The 15,337-nt window shown below is 43.0% G+C and carries 20 protein-coding genes and 1 tRNA gene; 7 read left to right on the top strand and 14 right to left on the bottom strand.

The features are described 5' to 3' along the window. Positions 1–153: 153 nt before the first annotated feature. The 4 genes from rplS to Q8M62_RS12025 form a co-directional block, all read right to left on the bottom strand. Entirely contained in the window at positions 154–519 is a 366-nt protein-coding gene (gene rplS, locus Q8M62_RS12040) for a 50S ribosomal protein L19 (RefSeq protein WP_304899447.1), read from the bottom strand. Between the two features lie 75 nt (positions 520–594). Then, positions 595–1,284 carry a tRNA (guanosine(37)-N1)-methyltransferase TrmD gene (gene trmD / locus Q8M62_RS12035; RefSeq protein ID WP_304899448.1) on the bottom strand — a complete coding sequence of 230 codons (690 nt, stop codon included), beginning with the start codon at positions 1,282–1,284 and terminating at the stop codon, positions 595–597. 3 nt (positions 1,285–1,287) lie between these two features. Next, positions 1,288–1,818, bottom strand: a complete 531-nt coding sequence (gene rimM, locus Q8M62_RS12030) for a ribosome maturation factor RimM (protein WP_304899449.1) — start codon at positions 1,816–1,818, stop codon at positions 1,288–1,290. A 14-nt stretch (positions 1,819–1,832) separates the two neighbouring features. After that, complete coding sequence (locus tag Q8M62_RS12025) at positions 1,833–2,462, bottom strand: 30S ribosomal protein S16 (RefSeq protein WP_304899450.1); 630 nt, start codon at positions 2,460–2,462, stop codon at positions 1,833–1,835. 233 nt (positions 2,463–2,695) lie between these two features. Here Q8M62_RS12025 and Q8M62_RS12020 point away from each other — a divergent pair. Together Q8M62_RS12020 and Q8M62_RS12015 are read left to right on the top strand one after the other, a co-directional pair. After that, positions 2,696–2,767: transfer RNA gene (locus Q8M62_RS12020), tRNA-Arg, on the top strand. A gap of 22 nt (positions 2,768–2,789) precedes the next feature. Further along, entirely contained in the window at positions 2,790–3,032 is a 243-nt protein-coding gene (locus Q8M62_RS12015) for a GIY-YIG nuclease family protein (protein WP_304899451.1), read from the top strand. A 125-nt stretch (positions 3,033–3,157) separates the two neighbouring features. On the opposite strand, the gene Q8M62_RS12010 is transcribed toward Q8M62_RS12015, so the two are convergent. The 5 genes from Q8M62_RS12010 to mazG all read right to left on the bottom strand — a co-directional run bounded on the left by Q8M62_RS12010 (position 3,158) and on the right by mazG (position 7,536). After that, complete coding sequence (locus Q8M62_RS12010) at positions 3,158–3,988, bottom strand: SGNH/GDSL hydrolase family protein (protein WP_304899452.1); 831 nt, start codon at positions 3,986–3,988, stop codon at positions 3,158–3,160. Between the two features lie 199 nt (positions 3,989–4,187). Then, positions 4,188–5,588, bottom strand: a complete 1,401-nt coding sequence (gene fumC, locus Q8M62_RS12005; RefSeq protein WP_304899453.1) for a class II fumarate hydratase — start codon at positions 5,586–5,588, stop codon at positions 4,188–4,190. 75 nt (positions 5,589–5,663) lie between these two features. Continuing rightward, complete coding sequence (locus tag Q8M62_RS12000) at positions 5,664–6,155, bottom strand: hypothetical protein (RefSeq protein ID WP_304899454.1); 492 nt, start codon at positions 6,153–6,155, stop codon at positions 5,664–5,666. Positions 6,156–6,161: 6 nt separating this feature from the next. After that, complete coding sequence (locus Q8M62_RS11995; RefSeq protein ID WP_304899455.1) at positions 6,162–6,542, bottom strand: RidA family protein; 381 nt, start codon at positions 6,540–6,542, stop codon at positions 6,162–6,164. Positions 6,543–6,735: 193 nt separating this feature from the next. After that, complete coding sequence (gene mazG, locus Q8M62_RS11990; protein ID WP_092730316.1) at positions 6,736–7,536, bottom strand: nucleoside triphosphate pyrophosphohydrolase; 801 nt, start codon at positions 7,534–7,536, stop codon at positions 6,736–6,738. 72 nt (positions 7,537–7,608) lie between these two features. On the opposite strand from mazG, the gene Q8M62_RS11985 reads away from it, so the two are divergent. The 3 genes from Q8M62_RS11985 to Q8M62_RS11975 are packed head-to-tail and all read left to right on the top strand — an operon-like array spanning position 7,609 to position 10,468. After that, positions 7,609–7,839 carry a hypothetical protein gene (locus Q8M62_RS11985; protein ID WP_304899456.1) on the top strand — a complete coding sequence of 77 codons (231 nt, stop codon included), beginning with the start codon at positions 7,609–7,611 and terminating at the stop codon, positions 7,837–7,839. Between the two features lie 59 nt (positions 7,840–7,898). Next, a complete protein-coding gene (gene glmM, locus Q8M62_RS11980) occupies positions 7,899–9,293 on the top strand; it encodes a phosphoglucosamine mutase (protein WP_304899457.1) in 1,395 nt (464 codons plus the stop codon). 32 nt (positions 9,294–9,325) lie between these two features. Then, entirely contained in the window at positions 9,326–10,468 is a 1,143-nt protein-coding gene (locus Q8M62_RS11975; RefSeq protein ID WP_304899458.1) for a cysteine desulfurase family protein, read from the top strand. A 52-nt stretch (positions 10,469–10,520) separates the two neighbouring features. On the opposite strand, the gene Q8M62_RS11970 is transcribed toward Q8M62_RS11975, so the two are convergent. Next, the gene (locus tag Q8M62_RS11970) at positions 10,521–11,264 is read right to left on the bottom strand and encodes a hypothetical protein (protein ID WP_304899459.1); all 744 of its coding nucleotides are present in this window, start codon (positions 11,262–11,264) and stop codon (positions 10,521–10,523) included. Positions 11,265–11,372: 108 nt separating this feature from the next. Between Q8M62_RS11970 and Q8M62_RS11965 the strand changes: the two genes are divergently transcribed. Further along, positions 11,373–11,696 carry a Rieske (2Fe-2S) protein gene (locus Q8M62_RS11965; protein WP_304899460.1) on the top strand — a complete coding sequence of 108 codons (324 nt, stop codon included), beginning with the start codon at positions 11,373–11,375 and terminating at the stop codon, positions 11,694–11,696. A gap of 3 nt (positions 11,697–11,699) precedes the next feature. On the opposite strand, the gene Q8M62_RS11960 is transcribed toward Q8M62_RS11965, so the two are convergent. After that, positions 11,700–12,038, bottom strand: a complete 339-nt coding sequence (locus tag Q8M62_RS11960) for a tRNA-binding protein (RefSeq protein ID WP_304899461.1) — start codon at positions 12,036–12,038, stop codon at positions 11,700–11,702. Between the two features lie 74 nt (positions 12,039–12,112). Between Q8M62_RS11960 and Q8M62_RS11955 the strand changes: the two genes are divergently transcribed. Then, a complete protein-coding gene (locus tag Q8M62_RS11955; RefSeq protein ID WP_304899462.1) occupies positions 12,113–12,475 on the top strand; it encodes a hypothetical protein in 363 nt (120 codons plus the stop codon). A 50-nt stretch (positions 12,476–12,525) separates the two neighbouring features. Here the strand turns inward: Q8M62_RS11955 and Q8M62_RS11950 are convergent, their stop codons facing one another. The 3 genes from Q8M62_RS11950 to Q8M62_RS11940 all read right to left on the bottom strand — a co-directional run bounded on the left by Q8M62_RS11950 (position 12,526) and on the right by Q8M62_RS11940 (position 15,336). Continuing rightward, positions 12,526–13,260 (bottom strand): 1-(5-phosphoribosyl)-5-[(5-phosphoribosylamino)methylideneamino] imidazole-4-carboxamide isomerase, encoded by a 735-nt coding sequence (locus Q8M62_RS11950; RefSeq protein ID WP_304899463.1) that lies wholly within the window; start codon positions 13,258–13,260, stop codon positions 12,526–12,528. 163 nt (positions 13,261–13,423) lie between these two features. After that, a complete protein-coding gene (locus Q8M62_RS11945) occupies positions 13,424–14,425 on the bottom strand; it encodes a YCF48-related protein (RefSeq protein WP_304899464.1) in 1,002 nt (333 codons plus the stop codon). Beyond that, the gene (locus tag Q8M62_RS11940) at positions 14,422–15,336 is read right to left on the bottom strand and encodes a hydroxypyruvate isomerase family protein (RefSeq protein WP_304899465.1); all 915 of its coding nucleotides are present in this window, start codon (positions 15,334–15,336) and stop codon (positions 14,422–14,424) included. Before Q8M62_RS11940 ends, Q8M62_RS11945 begins: the two co-directional genes overlap by 4 nt. Position 15,337 lies beyond the last annotated feature (1 nt).

Genomic DNA, 15,337 nt, shown 5'->3' with positions numbered 1-15,337 from the left:
ATGAAGTCTGAAAAGGGCCCAAGTCGTTAGATTTGGGCTTTTATTAAGCATAATTGCAAGAAGTCTTTTGAATCAAATCTTCCGGTCCAACCAAGCCAAAACAAAAAAGGAACCCATTGCTGAGTTCCTTTTTTGTTTTTATCCGAACAAGAATTAGCTTCTTGGTCTGATTTTCTCCTTGATACGTGCAGCCTTACCCTGACGTCCTCTAAGGTAGTAAAGACGGGCTCTTCTTACTTTACCTTCTCTTAGCAAGTCGATTTGCTCGATCGCAGGAGAGATGATAGGGAAGATACGCTCAACGCCGATTCCGTTAGAAATTTTACGTACAGTGAATGTTTCGCCGTTTGTATTCGGGTTTTTTCTTTGGATCACAGTTCCCTGAAACTGCTGGATACGCTCCTTATTACCTTCTTTGATTCGTACGTGTACGTTGATGGTATCACCGGCTTTGAAAGAAGGGAATTTGGCTCTCGCCTCGCTGTATTCCGCTTCTACAATTTTCATTAGATCGCTCATAGCTCTATATTTTATGCTTTCGCAGTTTGCCACCGCAGTGGCTTAAATGAATTACTTTTTAAAATCTTGTCTCGCCTACTCCCACCCGGTGCCTTTCAGCAGATCAGGTCTTTTTTCTTTGGTTCGGCGAACCGACGCTTCAAATCTCCACTCGCTTATCTTGGCTTCATGTCCTGAAAGCAACACTTCCGGAATTCCAATCCCATTGTATTCAGCGGGTCTGGTGTAAACAGGCGGTGCCAAAAGGCCATCCTGGAAGGAATCTGTCAAGGCGGAGGTCTCGTCGTTCAATACTCCCGGGATCAATCGGATAATGGCATCTGCGACTACCGCTGCTGCCAATTCTCCTCCCGAAAGAACGAAATCTCCGATGCTGATCTCTTTGGTAATGAACAAGTCCCTCACCCGTTGATCCACTCCCTTGTAATGACCACAAAGGATCAGGAGGTTTTCAACTTGCGAAAGTCCGTTTGCCATGGATTGGTCGAAGGTATCTCCATCCGGCGTCATGTAGATGATTTCATCGTACGTTCTTTCCTTTTGAAGTGCCTCGATGCATCGGGCGATTGGCTCGATCATCATCACCATCCCGGCTCCACCACCAAAGGCATAGTCATCGACTTGCTTTTGTTTGCCTGTCGCATAATCTCTCAAGTTGTGAACCCGAACGCTGGCCAGTCCTTTTTCTTCTGCTCTTTTCAGAATAGAATGAGAAAAAGGGCCTTCCAACAAGCCGGGCACGACAGAAATTATGTCAATGTGCATGGATTAGTCTTCCAGATAAATTTCAAGTAAGCCATCGGGCAACTGGCAGAAAACTTTTTTTGCTGCCTTGTCCACTTTGAGAATGATTCCGTCTTGAATTGGGATCAAAACTTCCTTTCCCTGATGGGTCACCCCGAGGAGATCCTGTGTTTCCAGATCATATACGATCTGCACAGGCCCGATCAGTCCTCTGGTCTCGTCAAAGACCTCAAAACCAATCAATTCGTGAAAGTAATATTGATCCTCATCCAATTCCTGAAGTTCGGTAAGCGGAAGATAAACTTCCGATCCAACCAGCCCCTCTACTTGGTCGATGGTATTCAAATCCTCAAACTTTGCCAGCGCCTTATTTCCGGGTTGAAGCACAAAATGCTCCAGGAAAAAAGGGATTAATCTGCCTTTCTGTTCGAGAAATAGATGCTTGAGATCTTCATAATCCTCAGGATAATCTACATCCAGCATCACGTTTACTTCACCACGAAGTCCATGAACTTTGGCTACATAGCCCAATTGAAAGCACTGCTCCTTGTTCATGGGGGAGATTTATATTATGCTTTCGCTTCTTCGCCTTCAGCAGATGCTTCTGGTGCAGCCTCAGGAGCCACTTCTTCAGAGGTCACTTCAGGAGCTACTTCTTCAGAAGCTACTACAGTTTCCTCAACAGCAGCTACAGGAGCAGGATTGTTTGCAGCTTCAGCAGCAGCAAGCAACGCCTTTTGCTCATCTTCTTTTGCCTGCTTGGCATCAATTCGAGCTTGATTTTTGGCAGTTTCAGCGGCAAGTGCCTTAGAACGAGCATCTGCTTTTGCAGTAGCCAATTTGTCGGATTTGTCAGCAATTTTAGAGTCCTTCTCGCCCAACCAAGCATTGAATTTATCGTCTGCTTGTTCTTGAGTGATAGCGCCTTTCAATACACCAATCTGAAGGTGTTTCTTCAGCATGATACCTCTGTAAGAAAGCATGGCCTTCACAGTATCAGTTGGCTGAGCTCCGTTCAACAACCAGGTAAGAGCGCGCTCATTGTTGATGTTGATGGAAGCGGGATTTGTGTTCGGGTTGTAAGTTCCGATTTTTTCGATGAAGCGTCCATCTCGTGGAGCTCTAGCATCAGCTACAACGACGTCATAGATGGCTTGTTTCTTTCTGCCTCGACGTGCTAATCTGATTTTTACAGACATAATTGTTTAGATTAAGTGATTGGATGGAACCCGTCCATCCTAAATTTGGAGTGCAAAGATAGCTTAAATGATTGGAAAGCCACAAGTTGAGTTCAGAATATTTGCCAGAAAGTTTAGAATTACTTTATCTTGCGAGTCTGTTTAATTCTTGGGCTTATATCTACCTGTCTGAAGGCGGGTTTCCATGATTAGAACAAGCGTTCCTTAAACGTCACATTAGGATTTTAATATTTGGCCCCGTAGTTCAACGGATAGAACAAGCGTTTCCTAAACGCTAGATCCAAGTTCGATTCTTGGCGGGGCTACTAACTTTTGACCATATCAACTATGTATTATGCATACGTGCTCAAAAGCAAAAACTTTGAATACTATTACAAAGGTCACTGCACCGACCTGGTTAAGAGGTTGGAGCAGCACAATTCTGGGATGACAGTATCAATTCGTCCTTATATCCCTTTTGAGGTTGTTTATTTTGAAGAATTTGAGAGTTTGAATGAAGCCATCAAACGAGAGAAATACTTTAAATCATCCCATGGAAGAAAGTTTTTAAAACAAAAATTGATGCCGTAGTTCAATGCCCGCCCGGCTGACGCCAGTCGGACGGGGATAGAATAGAAGTTTCCTAAACTTTAGATATGGGTTCGATTCCCGTCGGGGCTACAATAATGTTAAAGGGCCATCTGAGGCCTTTTTTTTTACCTAAGCATTTCCCTAAAAATCGGATACAACTCCTTAGCGATCATCCGGTACCCTTTATCCGATGGATGTAGTCCATCATAGGTAACCTTGATTGACTTTGCCGGATAAGGATATTCATCCTTTTTAGGATCAAAGTTGATATCAATAAAATCCGGGTACTTGTATTTTAAGTATTCTCCAGTCTGGGGGTCTTTTAGTCGTTTAAACTTTACCAAATCCGCATGGCCCATTCCTTTTTTATGGTACAAGTCCACCACGTTAAACTTTTCATAATTGGCAATTGACACTATTGCATTAGCAAACTGCTCCAACTGCTGTCCGTTTTTCTCGCGATATGAGCCGTAAGCATTGTTTTTGTAATCATTGATGTAGACAAAATCAACCCGCTGCATTGGTGTGATCAAGATTATTTTTGCCTGACCATTCAAACTCTTAAGATTATCGACAATTACCCGAAAAGCTCCATGTACCGTTCCAACTCCGGTATTTCCCAGATAATCTTGCAGCGTACCCACAGGCCTTCCTCCCCACCAATCGTTGGTTCCAAGAAATATGCTGTAAACATCAGCTTTAGGAATCTCTAACTTTTCGAACTCCGTAGCAATTTTTACTGCTGTCCATCCATTGTAACCTTTATTGATTACTTCGAGGTCCGGAAATTTATCCTGCACCAAGCTTAGATATCCCTTGCTGATCCTATTTCCGGTTTCATCAGGATGGTCATTTAAGTAAGTGATGGAATCTCCGATTGCCACCCAGGTCAATGATTTAGGATTAAATCCTGAGAAAAAAATCAGACAAAGCGCAAGGAATGCAAGTTTTTTCATTTCAGTTTCGGTATCGGGGTTTACAATTATGAAATTCTTTATCTAGACTCTAGATCAAGAAGGCATAAATCTTTAAGGGGTCAATTTCTTACTTAGAAATAACATCAAAAAATATTGATTAGAAAAAGATAAGACCCTCGTAAAACCAAAAAAGCCGCCCTTTCGAGCAGCTTTCTTGATTTACAGATTCTTCAAAAACTTATTTCAATCCACCGATCATATCTTCTGGCTTGACCCATTCGTCAAATTGCTCTGAGGTAAGTAAGTTTAAAGCTATTGCAGCTTCTCTCAAGCTTGTCCCTTCTTTGTGCGCTTTCTTGGCAATTGCAGCGGCGTTTTCGTAGCCAATATATGGATTCAGTGACGTCACCAACATCAGGGAATTTTCCAGATGACGCTGGATCATGGCCATATTTGGCTCAATACCAATCGCACAGTTGTCATTAAATGACACACAAGCATCTCCAATCAGTCTTGCTGACTGTAAGAAATTCGCTGCAATTAATGGTTTGAACACGTTCAGTTCGAAGTGGCCTAGCGATCCACCAATGGAAATGGCTACGTCATTTCCCATCACCTGAGCAGCGACCATTGTGATTGCCTCTACCTGCGTTGGATTGACTTTGCCCGGCATGATGGAGGATCCCGGTTCGTTTTCAGGAATCAATATTTCACCGATTCCTGATCTTGGACCTGATGAAAGCATCCGAATGTCATTGGCAATTTTCATAAGAGAAACAGCCACTTGCTTCAATGCCCCATGCGCTTCCACCATACCGTCATGAGCCGCAAGGGCTTCAAACTTGTTTGGCGCAGTGACAAATGGATGACCGGAAAGGGCTGCTATTTTTTTTGCGACCAACTCAGAATAACCCTGTGGAGTATTCAAGCCGGTACCCACTGCCGTTCCGCCCAATGCAAGCTCGGAAAGGTGTGAAAGCGTATTTTTCAATGCCCTCAATCCATGATCCAACTGGGCCACGTACCCGCTGAACTCCTGTCCCAAAGTAAGTGGAGTGGCATCCATAAAGTGGGTACGCCCGATTTTTACAACTCCTTTAAAAGCTTCTGATTTTTCAGCCAGGGTATCTCTCAATTTTTGCACTCCGGGAATGGTATTTTCTACTACCATCTGATAGGCTGCGATATGCATCGCCGTCGGATAAGTGTCATTTGAGGATTGAGACTTGTTGACGTCATCGTTTGGGTGAATTTTCTTTTTGGCATCTTCCAGAGAACCTCCCAAAAGCACATGGGCACGATAGGCGATTACTTCGTTTGAGTTCATATTGGACTGTGTACCTGAACCGGTCTGCCACACCACCAAAGGGAATTGCTCGTCATGCTGCCCGGTAAGGATCTCGTCACAAACCATGGCGATAATGTCCGCCTTATCCTGTTCCAAAACACCCAATTCGGCATTGGTCAAGGCTGCTGCTTTTTTCAAAAGTGCAAATGCTCGGATAATCTCAATCGGCATGCGGTTTTTCTCGCCTCCGATTTTAAAGTTGTTGATGGAACGTTGGGTCTGAGCTCCCCAATATTTGTCAGCAGGAACCTCTACTGGCCCCATGGTGTCTTTTTCGATTCGGATAGACATATTTTTGGTATATGGGTTTGAATACAAAGCGCAAAGGTAGGGACTGAAGGTCTTTTAGCCTAAAAAGTGCAATGGTTAATCCTTTCCCTTCATCTCAAAATTAATTAACTCATGGAATACTTCCCGTGAGGCTTTTACTTGCCTGTGAAAAAAGAACATGCCAAGCACGTAATTGAAAACAGCCAATCCCAGGCAAATGAATCCATAGGTTAGATTACCTATCGCTGCAATATAGAATACCATGAAAGCCAGCAAAATAAGACTCCAAAAAGCCAGAAAAAAAATTGCACCCGGAAAGAGCCTATATCTGATGAAAATGATACTTCCCCTTGGGGTAGACTCCACTTCTCCGGTGATTAGCGGCAGAAAAGTATCTCCCCTGTCAATCACTTTGGAAATTCTGAATCCTTCCTGACCGATCATTCCATTGAATTTGATTTTGGGGTCCGACATCGTGCGGGCATCCAGATAGTTTACCTCGCGGGTCACACGAATCAGGTGCCCCAAAATTTCCTTCTTGGAAAGGGCACTGACTAATGTTTCGCTATGGTGTGGTAATAGAGTCAAAACAAGCTATTTGACAGCAATACAGGAAATTTCCACATTCACATTTTTAGGAAGCTTACTAACCTCAACTGTTTCCCGTGCCGGAGGGTTTAATTTAAAATACTGACCATAGGCTTCATTGATGGTGCCAAACTGTCCCATGTCTCGAATAAAAATGCTGCACTTCACCACATCTGAAAAAGAAAAGCCCGCAGTGCGGAGGACTGCCTCCATGTTCTTCATTACTGCATGCGTCTCCTCCGTAATATTTTCGTTGATTAGCTCACCGGTGTCCGGATCTAATGCAATCTGCCCTGAGATGTAAAGGGTGTTTCCTGCCAAAACGGCCTGTGAATAAGGACCGATAGGTGCTGGTGCTTCTGAGGTAAAGATTATTTGGTTGGGCATGTTGGGTGTGTGGTGAGTTGTTATTGGTTATTGGTAACTGGTAATTGATCATTGGTAATTGGTTATTGGTAATTGATCATTGGTAATTGGTCATTGGTCATTGAAAATTAGTTATTTCAGCATTCTGAATTACTTCTGCCAACTGAGACTGAATACTGGTCACTATTTTCTACGACTGCAAACTGACCAACGCCTACTTCATTTTCGCTTCATTCCAATAGACATCCATTTCAGCCAAGGTCATCTCACTTAGATTTTTGCCGCTTTGTTTGGCTGAATTTTCAAGATATTGAAAACGCTTGATAAATTTTAAATTAGTCCGCTCAAGAGCCTCTTCAGGATCAATCTCGATGAATCTCGCATAGTTTATAAGGGAAAAGAGCAAATCCCCAAATTCCGCGGTAGCCCTTTCTTTATCTATTACCTTTTCATCGACAGCATTAAATTCTTCCTTGAATTCCTGCATTTCTTCCTCCACTTTTCCCCATACCTGCTGTTTTTCTTCCCAATCAAAACCAACACCACGTGCTTTTTCCTGAATTCTCATGGCTTTGATCAAAGCAGGCAATGACTTGGGTACGCCTCCCAAAACTGAGACATTCCCCTTTTCTTTCAACTTGATTTTCTCCCAATTTTGACTGACTGTATCTGCATCGGTGGCAATGGTATTGCCATAAATATGTGGATGGCGTCGGATTAATTTTTCGCAGAGGGAATGGGTCAAAGTCGCTATATCAAAATTACCCTCCTCGGAGCCTATCTTGGCGTAGAAAACGATGTGGAGTAAAATATCTCCAAGTTCTTTTTTTATTTCTTCCGGATTTCCTTCCAAAATCGCATCCGAAAGCTCAAAAGTTTCCTCGATCGTTAAATGCCTCAGGCTCTCTGTAGTCTGCTTTTTATCCCATGGACATTGCGCTCGTAGCTCATCCATGATGGTCAATAAACGATCTAAAGCGGCGAGTTGCTCGGCTCGGGTACTCAATTTTGACATGACTTGGGAAACTAAGCGGGAATTGTGAACGTTTTCGAAGTAAAGCTTTAAATTTGCGCAAATTTCTCCGTTATGACAACAGTATTCATTACCGTAGGTTTCGTGGCATTATTCTTCATCCTGATGTCAGTGAGGCTCATATTCCTTAAAAACGGTGAATTCAAGGGTACTTGTGCATCCCAAAGTCCTTTTCTCAACAAAGAAGGAGCTACTTGCGGGTATTGCGGAAAAACCATGGATTCCACTACCACTTGCGGCAACCCCGAGAATGAGGTTGACAAGGTGTTGGCAAAATTCAAATAAAATCAGATCCTGTCTCAGACAAGATTTTTTAGATATTCACTTTTACTAAATCAAATTACGTGTCGCTTATCAAATCTATTTCAGGAATCAGGGGAACCATCGGTGGAAAAGCCGGAGAGGGACTCACTCCTGTGGACGTTGTAAAATTTACCGCAGCTTATGGAGCTTGGGTTATCCAAAAAACCAATAACCCCAAAGTTGTGATTGGCAGAGATGCCAGAATTTCCGGTGACATGATCTCCAGACTAGTCTCGGCTACCCTTCAGGGTATGGGCATTCATGTGATTGACCTTGGATTGAGCACGACACCTACCGTAGAATATGCCGTCCCTTTGGAAAATGCCGGAGGGGGAATCATCCTTACTGCCAGTCACAATCCGATTCAATGGAACGCCCTAAAACTTCTAAATGCTGTCGGTGAATTTATTTCAGATGAAGAAGGAAAATCAATTCTGGAAAAAGCAGAAAATGAAGATTTTTCCTTTGCGGAGGTAAAAAAACTGGGTTCTTACTCCAAAATAGATGATTACATCGACCGTCACATTCAGCATGTGTTGGATCTTGATCTGGTAGACGTCAAGGCGATCAAAGCAAGAAATTTCAAAATTGTAGTAGATGGAGTTAACTCTACCGGAGGGATAGCTATCCCAAAATTGCTTCGTGCCCTGGGAGTCTCTGAAATTGAGGAAATGTACTGCACCCCAGACGGTCACTTCCCACACAACCCTGAGCCACTTCCTGAAAACCTTCGAGACATCTCTAAGAAATTAGAAAAAGGGAGCTTTGATCTGGGAATCGTAGTTGACCCGGATGTGGATCGACTGGCCTTTGTTAATGAAGACGGTTCTATGTTTGGTGAAGAATACACACTGGTGGCAGTAGCAGATTATGTGCTGAGCAAAACTCCCGGCAATACCGTATCCAATCTCTCTTCTACCCGGGCGCTTCGTGATGTAACCGAAAAAAGAGGTGGCACTTACACCGCCGCCGCAGTAGGTGAAGTCAATGTGGTAAATCAAATGAAGGCTGTAAATGCCGTCATCGGTGGAGAAGGAAATGGTGGAATTATCTACCCTGCTTCCCATAATGGTCGAGATGCATTAGTCGGAGTGGCCTTATTCCTGACGCATCTGGCAAACTTTGGTAAGTCAAGCTCTATGCTGAGAGCGACTTATCCCAACTATCATATTTCGAAAAATAAGATTGAACTGACTCCTCAAATCAACGTGGATAATATCCTTCTCGAAATCAAAAACAAATACAAAAAGCATCCAATCAATGATATTGACGGCGTGAAAATCGAGTTTGAAAAAGAATGGGTTCATTTGAGAAAGTCAAATACAGAACCGATCATCCGAATTTACTCCGAGTCAGAATCTGAAGCGACGGCGGAGCATTTGGCAAAGAAAATCATGCAGGACATCAAAGAAGTAGTCAGTGCCTCTCTGATCTAACTCGCAAATCCCAGCACCCCAACCCAAAAACGATGAAGGTTTATTTTGACAATGCCGCCACCACAGCCATGGACGATCGGGTGATCGAAGCCATGCTTCCTTTTATGAAATCTCATTTTGGAAATCCTTCCTCCGTCCACAGTCATGGACGTGAGGTGAGAAGTGCCATCGAGAAATCCAGAAAAAAAGTAGCGGAATTGCTTAATGCCAGTCCCTCGGAGATTTTCTTCACATCGGGTGGAACAGAGGCCGACAACACCGCATTAGTATGTGGAATTGAAAGCCATGGGATCACGCACGCCATCACTTCCCCGATTGAGCACCATGCTGTACTTCATACCTTGGAAGTTTTGGCAAAAAAAGGAGCGGTCAGACTCCACTTACTTGAAGTCAATGAAAAAGGGGAAATCAATCTGGACCAGCTCAAGTCTTTGCTGAAAGAGAACCCAAAAAGTCTGGTCTCCCTAATGCATGCAAATAATGAAATCGGAAACCTGAATGATTTGGATCGCATTGGAACATTGGCAAAAGAATATGACGCATTTTTTCATTCGGATACTGTTCAGACAATCGGGCATTTTATACACGACCTGAAAAACCTGCATGTGGATTCCTTAGTTGCAGGCGGTCACAAATTTCATGGTCCTAAAGGCTCGGGGTTCCTTTTTGTGAGAAAAGACAAAAAAATCCACCCCTTCATCCATGGTGGAGCGCAGGAGCGCAACATGCGTGGAGGAACTGAAAATGTGATTGGAATTATCGGAATTGCCAAAGCACTTGAACTTGCCTATGAAGATATGGCAGGCCACCGCACGCACATTGAAAAGATAAAAACCCATTTCATCAAAAAGCTCACAGATGATATTCCGGGAGTATCATTCAACGGACTGTCAGAAGATTTAGAAAAAAGCCTTTATACGGTTTTGAATGTGAGTCTTCCGCCATCTGATTCTAACCGCGGCATGTTGCTTTTCAATTTAGACTTAGAAGGGATATCTGCTTCGGGTGGGTCTGCCTGTAGCTCAGGAGCAACTGTTGGTTCTCATGTGCTAAGAGCACTGGATCACAATCCGGAACGCGATTCTGTACGGTTTTCCTTCAGCCGCTTTAATACCATTGAAGAGGTCGACTATACAGTTGGAAAGTTAAAAGAACTTTACGCGGTTGAAGCATAACAAAAAAGGAGCTTTTGAAGCTCCTTTTTCTATTCCCCCAATTCTTCCACTGTTATTTTGCCGGTTTATATCCAATAGCGTAAGGGGTCCAGATTTCGTAGATCGGTGCTCCTGTTGAGCTCAGACCACTGTGATGCCATTCCCCATCGATTACCTGAAAATCAAATCCTAAACTGGCGCCTACGCGAGAGTTATCTCTTGAGAAAAAGGTGATGTTTTCGATGTATTTCCCATTTACTGCAGAGTAAGTCCCGCCACCTGTACCAGAGAACTCCTTGGTTTCCGAGTTGAAAGCGATCCATTGAAACCGACCTCCACTCAATATTTTGACTGTTCTCCGAGCACCGGGAGTAGAGCGTGAGATTTGATCGTCCCTTTTTCTTCCGGTAATCACCCAATTGCCGGTCAGGTCATCTTTTGCCTCAGATACCCGTTCCCAGATTTCGACCAGCATCCCGTTGTTTGTATTTGCAGAAAGCACGAGTTTTTTTCCATCCAGTTCGATTTTAAAGGGAGTGGTTGTACCGATCTGAAGCGGATTAAGTGTAAAAAAATCAAGCGTTTCGGAATATTTATCCCCTTCAAATTTATATGGACCACCACCGGCTCCGATGAAAGTATTGTCTGCTACATTTTTGACACCAAAAGCGAAATAATCATCCTGATAAATTTTGATATACTCCTGATCAGTTACCGCATTTCCATTTTGGCTCACCAATTTCCAGGACCCATCTAGACTTTGACCTAATACCCAACTTGTCAGGAAGAGAAGGGGAAGAAGCAAATATTTTTTCATGGTTAATTGGGTTAAATTCACATGCTATGAAGTTCAGGAACAAAGTACATAATTCCAACATTTTATCAGTGAGTGGCAAATAGGGAGGATCAAAAAAATGAATCAATTATGAGAGATTTTTATTTGGGAGGCTCAATTTCAGAGGTTTTTGAAATGCTGCCAGAATACCGGGTTAAAAAAGTGAAGCTTGGTACTCGGGAAATTGGCCTTGTCCGAATTGGAGAAAGGATTTATGGTTTTTCTGCTTTTTGTCCACACCGGGGAGCTTCACTGATTCAAGGAAGCATCAACTCGCAGGGAGAAATTATCTGCCCTCTACACCAATACCGATTTGAACTTAAAACAGGGCAAGCCACAGCTGGTGATTGTGCTGATCTTCAAACCTATCCTTGTCAGCTTTCCGAAATAGGCTTAAAAATAACGCTGCCATAAATCTCAATGAAGTTTTGACCCATTAGGAACCATTCGCTCTACAGAGGCAAGTACTATTCCTCCTTCAATGGATGTGAATCCTGTGACCAAAACTTCGGACATAAAATCGGCGATTTGCCGTGGCTTGAAATTACAAACACACAGCACCTGCCTTCCTATCAAATCAGCCGGAAGATACAAATCTGTCACTTGGGCCGAGGATTTTTTGACTCCAAGCTCATGTCCCAAGTCTATCCAAATTTTATATGCCGGTTTACGGGCATTTTCAAATAATTCTGCTTGGATAATCGTGCCAACCCTAAGGTCTATTTTGAGGAAATCTTCTATGTCAATCGTTTGCATAGCCATTTTTTTTCTTAATTTTAGAAACCTTTTGCTAATCCCCTAGTTTAATCCTTCATAATTAAATATAACTCATGTTAAATTTAACAGTATCTCATTTTAAAAAGCCGGCATTACTCAGTGTAGCTGTTTTGTTTTTGGCACTGATAGCAATAGATGCTTCTGCGCAATCAGAAAATGGGAAAATCGAGGAAAATAACAGCAGGAATACCGATAAAATAATCTTGGAGGATCACACGGTGATCAATGATCATGCATCTCCCTCCCTGCTTGCTCCTAAAGTGAATGTCCCTCAAAAAGCACTTCCCACTTTAGTAAAAAAAGATTTAAACACTGGGGAGGTTATTTCAGAAAAAGAGGTGAAAAAGAATGACTCCCCTTCGACGCTTTCCTTCAACATCTTTTTATATATCGTTGATAAATTTAAAGCAGATTAATAATCACCATCAAAACATCAAAAAAGAGGCCGAAAGCCTCTTTTTTTGTTTTATGTGTCTTGTAAAAACTTTTCAAGTTCGGCGAGACTTATTTTCCCCTCATAGTATGCACGGCCAAAAACGGCTGCAGTCATGCCCATATCCCGAAGTTTTTTGAAATCATCAATCCCCCTTACTCCTCCTGATGCTGCTACATGGATCGATGGAAATTTGTCAAGAATTTCTTTATAAAGCTCAAAGTTTGGACCCTGCATCACGCCGTCACGGGTGACGTCCGAACACTTGAGATATTTTAAACCTCTGTCATAAAAAAATTCGATATGATCAAAAAGGTCTATTTCAGTCTTTTTAAGCCAACCTTTGATTTTTATTTTATGATCTTCTGGATTGGTGTCTGCTGCCAGATTTATTTTTTCTCTCCCATAGGATAAAAGGAACTGAGCAAATCGCTCCGGGTGATTTGCAGCTGCAGAGGCAATTGTCACAGTTTTGGCTCCAAACTCAAAACACTTAATAACGTCACCATCCGTAGAAACTCCTCCGGTAAAATCAACCAATAGATCAGTGTATCCGGATATGGCTTCTAAAATGTGATAGTTTTTTGGTTCACCTCTTCTTGCTCCATCAAGATCGACCAAATGAAGTCGTTTGATTCCAATACCCTCAAATGTCTGCGCAATTTCCAGCGGGTTACTTGAAATCACCTCCTGGGTTGCAAAATCGCCTCTTTTCAAGCGGACACATTTACCATCGATTAGCCAAATGGAGGGAATTATTTCAAACATGGATTTTTGGATTCGTGAGATTTGGGAAAATTGATAATGTAATTACTTGCTTAAATATACTACTGACGCGCTGTATAAAAAGCGGCAAAAGCCAAAACTTTACATTTTCACAAAAGAACTGGGTAATTCTATGCCTCTCCTATAAAAAATAGCAGTTTTTTTATCAATGAATCAAACGCCCAATTCTGCCATTGCCTCCTGAGGCCCAGGTTGAATTTCCGTCTGAAGAAACCTTGACAGCATGGTATCCGGTCATTGAAAAATTTTCCCAGTTCAATCCCCCATCCTTTGAAAAATCTGAGCCGGATGGGCCAACAGCAAGCATAATTCCAATCTTCCTGAAGTACCCCAAACCGGAACGATATCCAAGAGGTGAAGCGATTGGAATCTCGAACGAATCGGCGCCAAATCTAACAGCATTTCGATCCCTGAAATCAGGTTTGGTATAATCTCCACCCACAGCTACTATTCCTGATTCGGTACTTGTGACGGCAAAAATCCCCTGAGAAGCTTCTCCCTGTAGCATGGGAGTTTTTACTTTATCCCATGTTTGATCCGAAAAATCATAAAAATATAAATTGGATACCGAGCCTCCTGTCCCAAAAATCAATCCTGATTTGGTAGCAATTAAGGAGGAAGCACTAGCTGCAAAAGCGGCCTCACCTGTTTCTGCTGGAGGTAAATTCTCCAAAGACTTCCAGTTTTTACCTCCATCCAAGGTTTCTAAGACCATACAGTTCCCATTGACAGGGTCTCCGATCACGAATCCTCTTTTTTTATTTAAGAAACTTATTCCGTCAAAAAAGGCCTGATCGCCTTCCTCATGAACGCTATGCCAGGTCCTGCCTCCGTCTTCAGTTCTTAATATAAGAGCAGGCTGGCCTGCTGAGGCCACCACAGCGGTATTTGCATCAAATGCATGTATTGATCGAAAATCTACCGAATCCAAACCTGCAATTACGCCATGTTCCCAAGTTTCTCCTCCATCTGTGGTTTTGAGCCAAGTTCCTCCGCTTCCACTTGCCCAACAAACTTGACCTGAAACAGGTGAAAGCCCCCTTAGGGAGGCTTTCACAGGTGTATTAAACTCTTTCCATTGAAGATTTTGAGCTTGGGAAAAAATCGCCCAAAATAATCCAAGGAACAAAAGCGTACTTAACTTCATACAATGTCCACTTTGCGATAAGCTTCAATCAGTGCTTTTTCACCGTCTACTCCTGGCAAGGCATTGCCATGCTCCATCCCCATTACTCCGGTAAATCCCTTGGAATTGATGTATTTGAACACATTTCCATAATGAATCTCTCCAGTCCCCGGTTCTTTACGGCCGGGATTGTCCCCAATCTGAATGTAGGCAATTTCGCTCCAGGTTTTCTCCATAGTCGCGATGAGATTACCCTCATTCCGCTGCATGTGGTAGATGTCGTAAAGGATTTTACAGCTCGGACTGCTGACTGCCTTGCAGATCATGTAGGTCTGATCCGCATGACGGAGAAAGAGATCCGGATTGTCACTCAATGGCTCCAATACCATAGTCAATCCATGTGGCTCAAGAATTTCAGCACCTCTTTTCAGGGCTTCAATCACATTCCCTGTCTGTACACCCATTGGGAGGTTGCGCTCAAAATAGCCCGGTACAACGGTCGCCCATTTGGCACCTATCCGTTTGGCTACCTCAACTGACTCTCGGCATGTTTTGAGAAAAACATCCAAAAATTCCTGCTTTCCGGTAGTCAAAGAAACTTTCCAATTGTCTCCGCCATCGATTACAAATACACCCATTCGCATGCCCAGATCATTGAGGGTTTTCCCGATCAACTCCTGATCTGCCACCGACCTTTTCAGCATGCCGTTGTCTTCCAATGAGCGGAATCCCTGGTCTGCCATGAATTTCAATTCATCGACAAGGCCTCCCGGTGCGGAATTTTTAAACATTCCGAAATGCGGCGCAAAGTCCATTTTAAAGGTTGGAGCCGGAACTTTTTCAGCTCCAAAAGCAGGTATACTCATCGCTCCGGCGGTACCCAAAAGGGCACTGCCTAATCCCATTCGCTTAATAAATCCTCTTCTTTCCATA

It is taken from the genome of Algoriphagus sp., assembly GCF_030694375.1.
GTDB lineage: Bacteria > Bacteroidota > Bacteroidia > Cytophagales > Cyclobacteriaceae > Algoriphagus.
Note: the sequence above shows the minus strand (reverse complement) of the source record. Positions and strands in the feature narration are given on the sequence as shown.

Bases quoted from the DNA above. Each gene is read 5' to 3' on its own strand.
- rimM (WP_304899449.1), bottom strand. From the start codon at position 1,818: ATGAACAAGGAGCAGTGCTTTCAATTGGGCTATGTAGCCAAAGTTCAT.
- trmD (WP_304899448.1), bottom strand. From the start codon at position 1,284: ATGCACATTGACATAATTTCTGTCGTGCCCGGCTTGTTGGAAGGCCCT.
- Q8M62_RS11970 (WP_304899459.1), bottom strand. From the start codon at position 11,264: ATGAAAAAATATTTGCTTCTTCCCCTTCTCTTCCTGACAAGTTGGGTA.
- Q8M62_RS12025 (WP_304899450.1), bottom strand. From the start codon at position 2,462: ATGTCTGTAAAAATCAGATTAGCACGTCGAGGCAGAAAGAAACAAGCC.
- Q8M62_RS11950 (WP_304899463.1), bottom strand. From the start codon at position 13,260: ATGTTTGAAATAATTCCCTCCATTTGGCTAATCGATGGTAAATGTGTC.
- Q8M62_RS11995 (WP_304899455.1), bottom strand. From the start codon at position 6,542: ATGCCCAACCAAATAATCTTTACCTCAGAAGCACCAGCACCTATCGGT.
- Q8M62_RS12010 (WP_304899452.1), bottom strand. From the start codon at position 3,988: ATGAAAAAACTTGCATTCCTTGCGCTTTGTCTGATTTTTTTCTCAGGA.
- mazG (WP_092730316.1), bottom strand. From the start codon at position 7,536: ATGTCAAAATTGAGTACCCGAGCCGAGCAACTCGCCGCTTTAGATCGT.
- Q8M62_RS11960 (WP_304899461.1), bottom strand. From the start codon at position 12,038: ATGCAAACGATTGACATAGAAGATTTCCTCAAAATAGACCTTAGGGTT.
- Q8M62_RS11975 (WP_304899458.1), top strand. From the start codon at position 9,326: ATGAAGGTTTATTTTGACAATGCCGCCACCACAGCCATGGACGATCGG.
- Q8M62_RS11945 (WP_304899464.1), bottom strand. From the start codon at position 14,425: ATGAAGTTAAGTACGCTTTTGTTCCTTGGATTATTTTGGGCGATTTTT.
- Q8M62_RS11940 (WP_304899465.1), bottom strand. From the start codon at position 15,336: ATGGAAAGAAGAGGATTTATTAAGCGAATGGGATTAGGCAGTGCCCTT.
- Q8M62_RS11955 (WP_304899462.1), top strand. From the start codon at position 12,113: ATGTTAAATTTAACAGTATCTCATTTTAAAAAGCCGGCATTACTCAGT.
- Q8M62_RS11965 (WP_304899460.1), top strand. From the start codon at position 11,373: ATGAGAGATTTTTATTTGGGAGGCTCAATTTCAGAGGTTTTTGAAATG.
- Q8M62_RS12015 (WP_304899451.1), top strand. From the start codon at position 2,790: ATGTATTATGCATACGTGCTCAAAAGCAAAAACTTTGAATACTATTAC.
- Q8M62_RS11985 (WP_304899456.1), top strand. From the start codon at position 7,609: ATGACAACAGTATTCATTACCGTAGGTTTCGTGGCATTATTCTTCATC.
- fumC (WP_304899453.1), bottom strand. From the start codon at position 5,588: ATGTCTATCCGAATCGAAAAAGACACCATGGGGCCAGTAGAGGTTCCT.
- rplS (WP_304899447.1), bottom strand. From the start codon at position 519: ATGAGCGATCTAATGAAAATTGTAGAAGCGGAATACAGCGAGGCGAGA.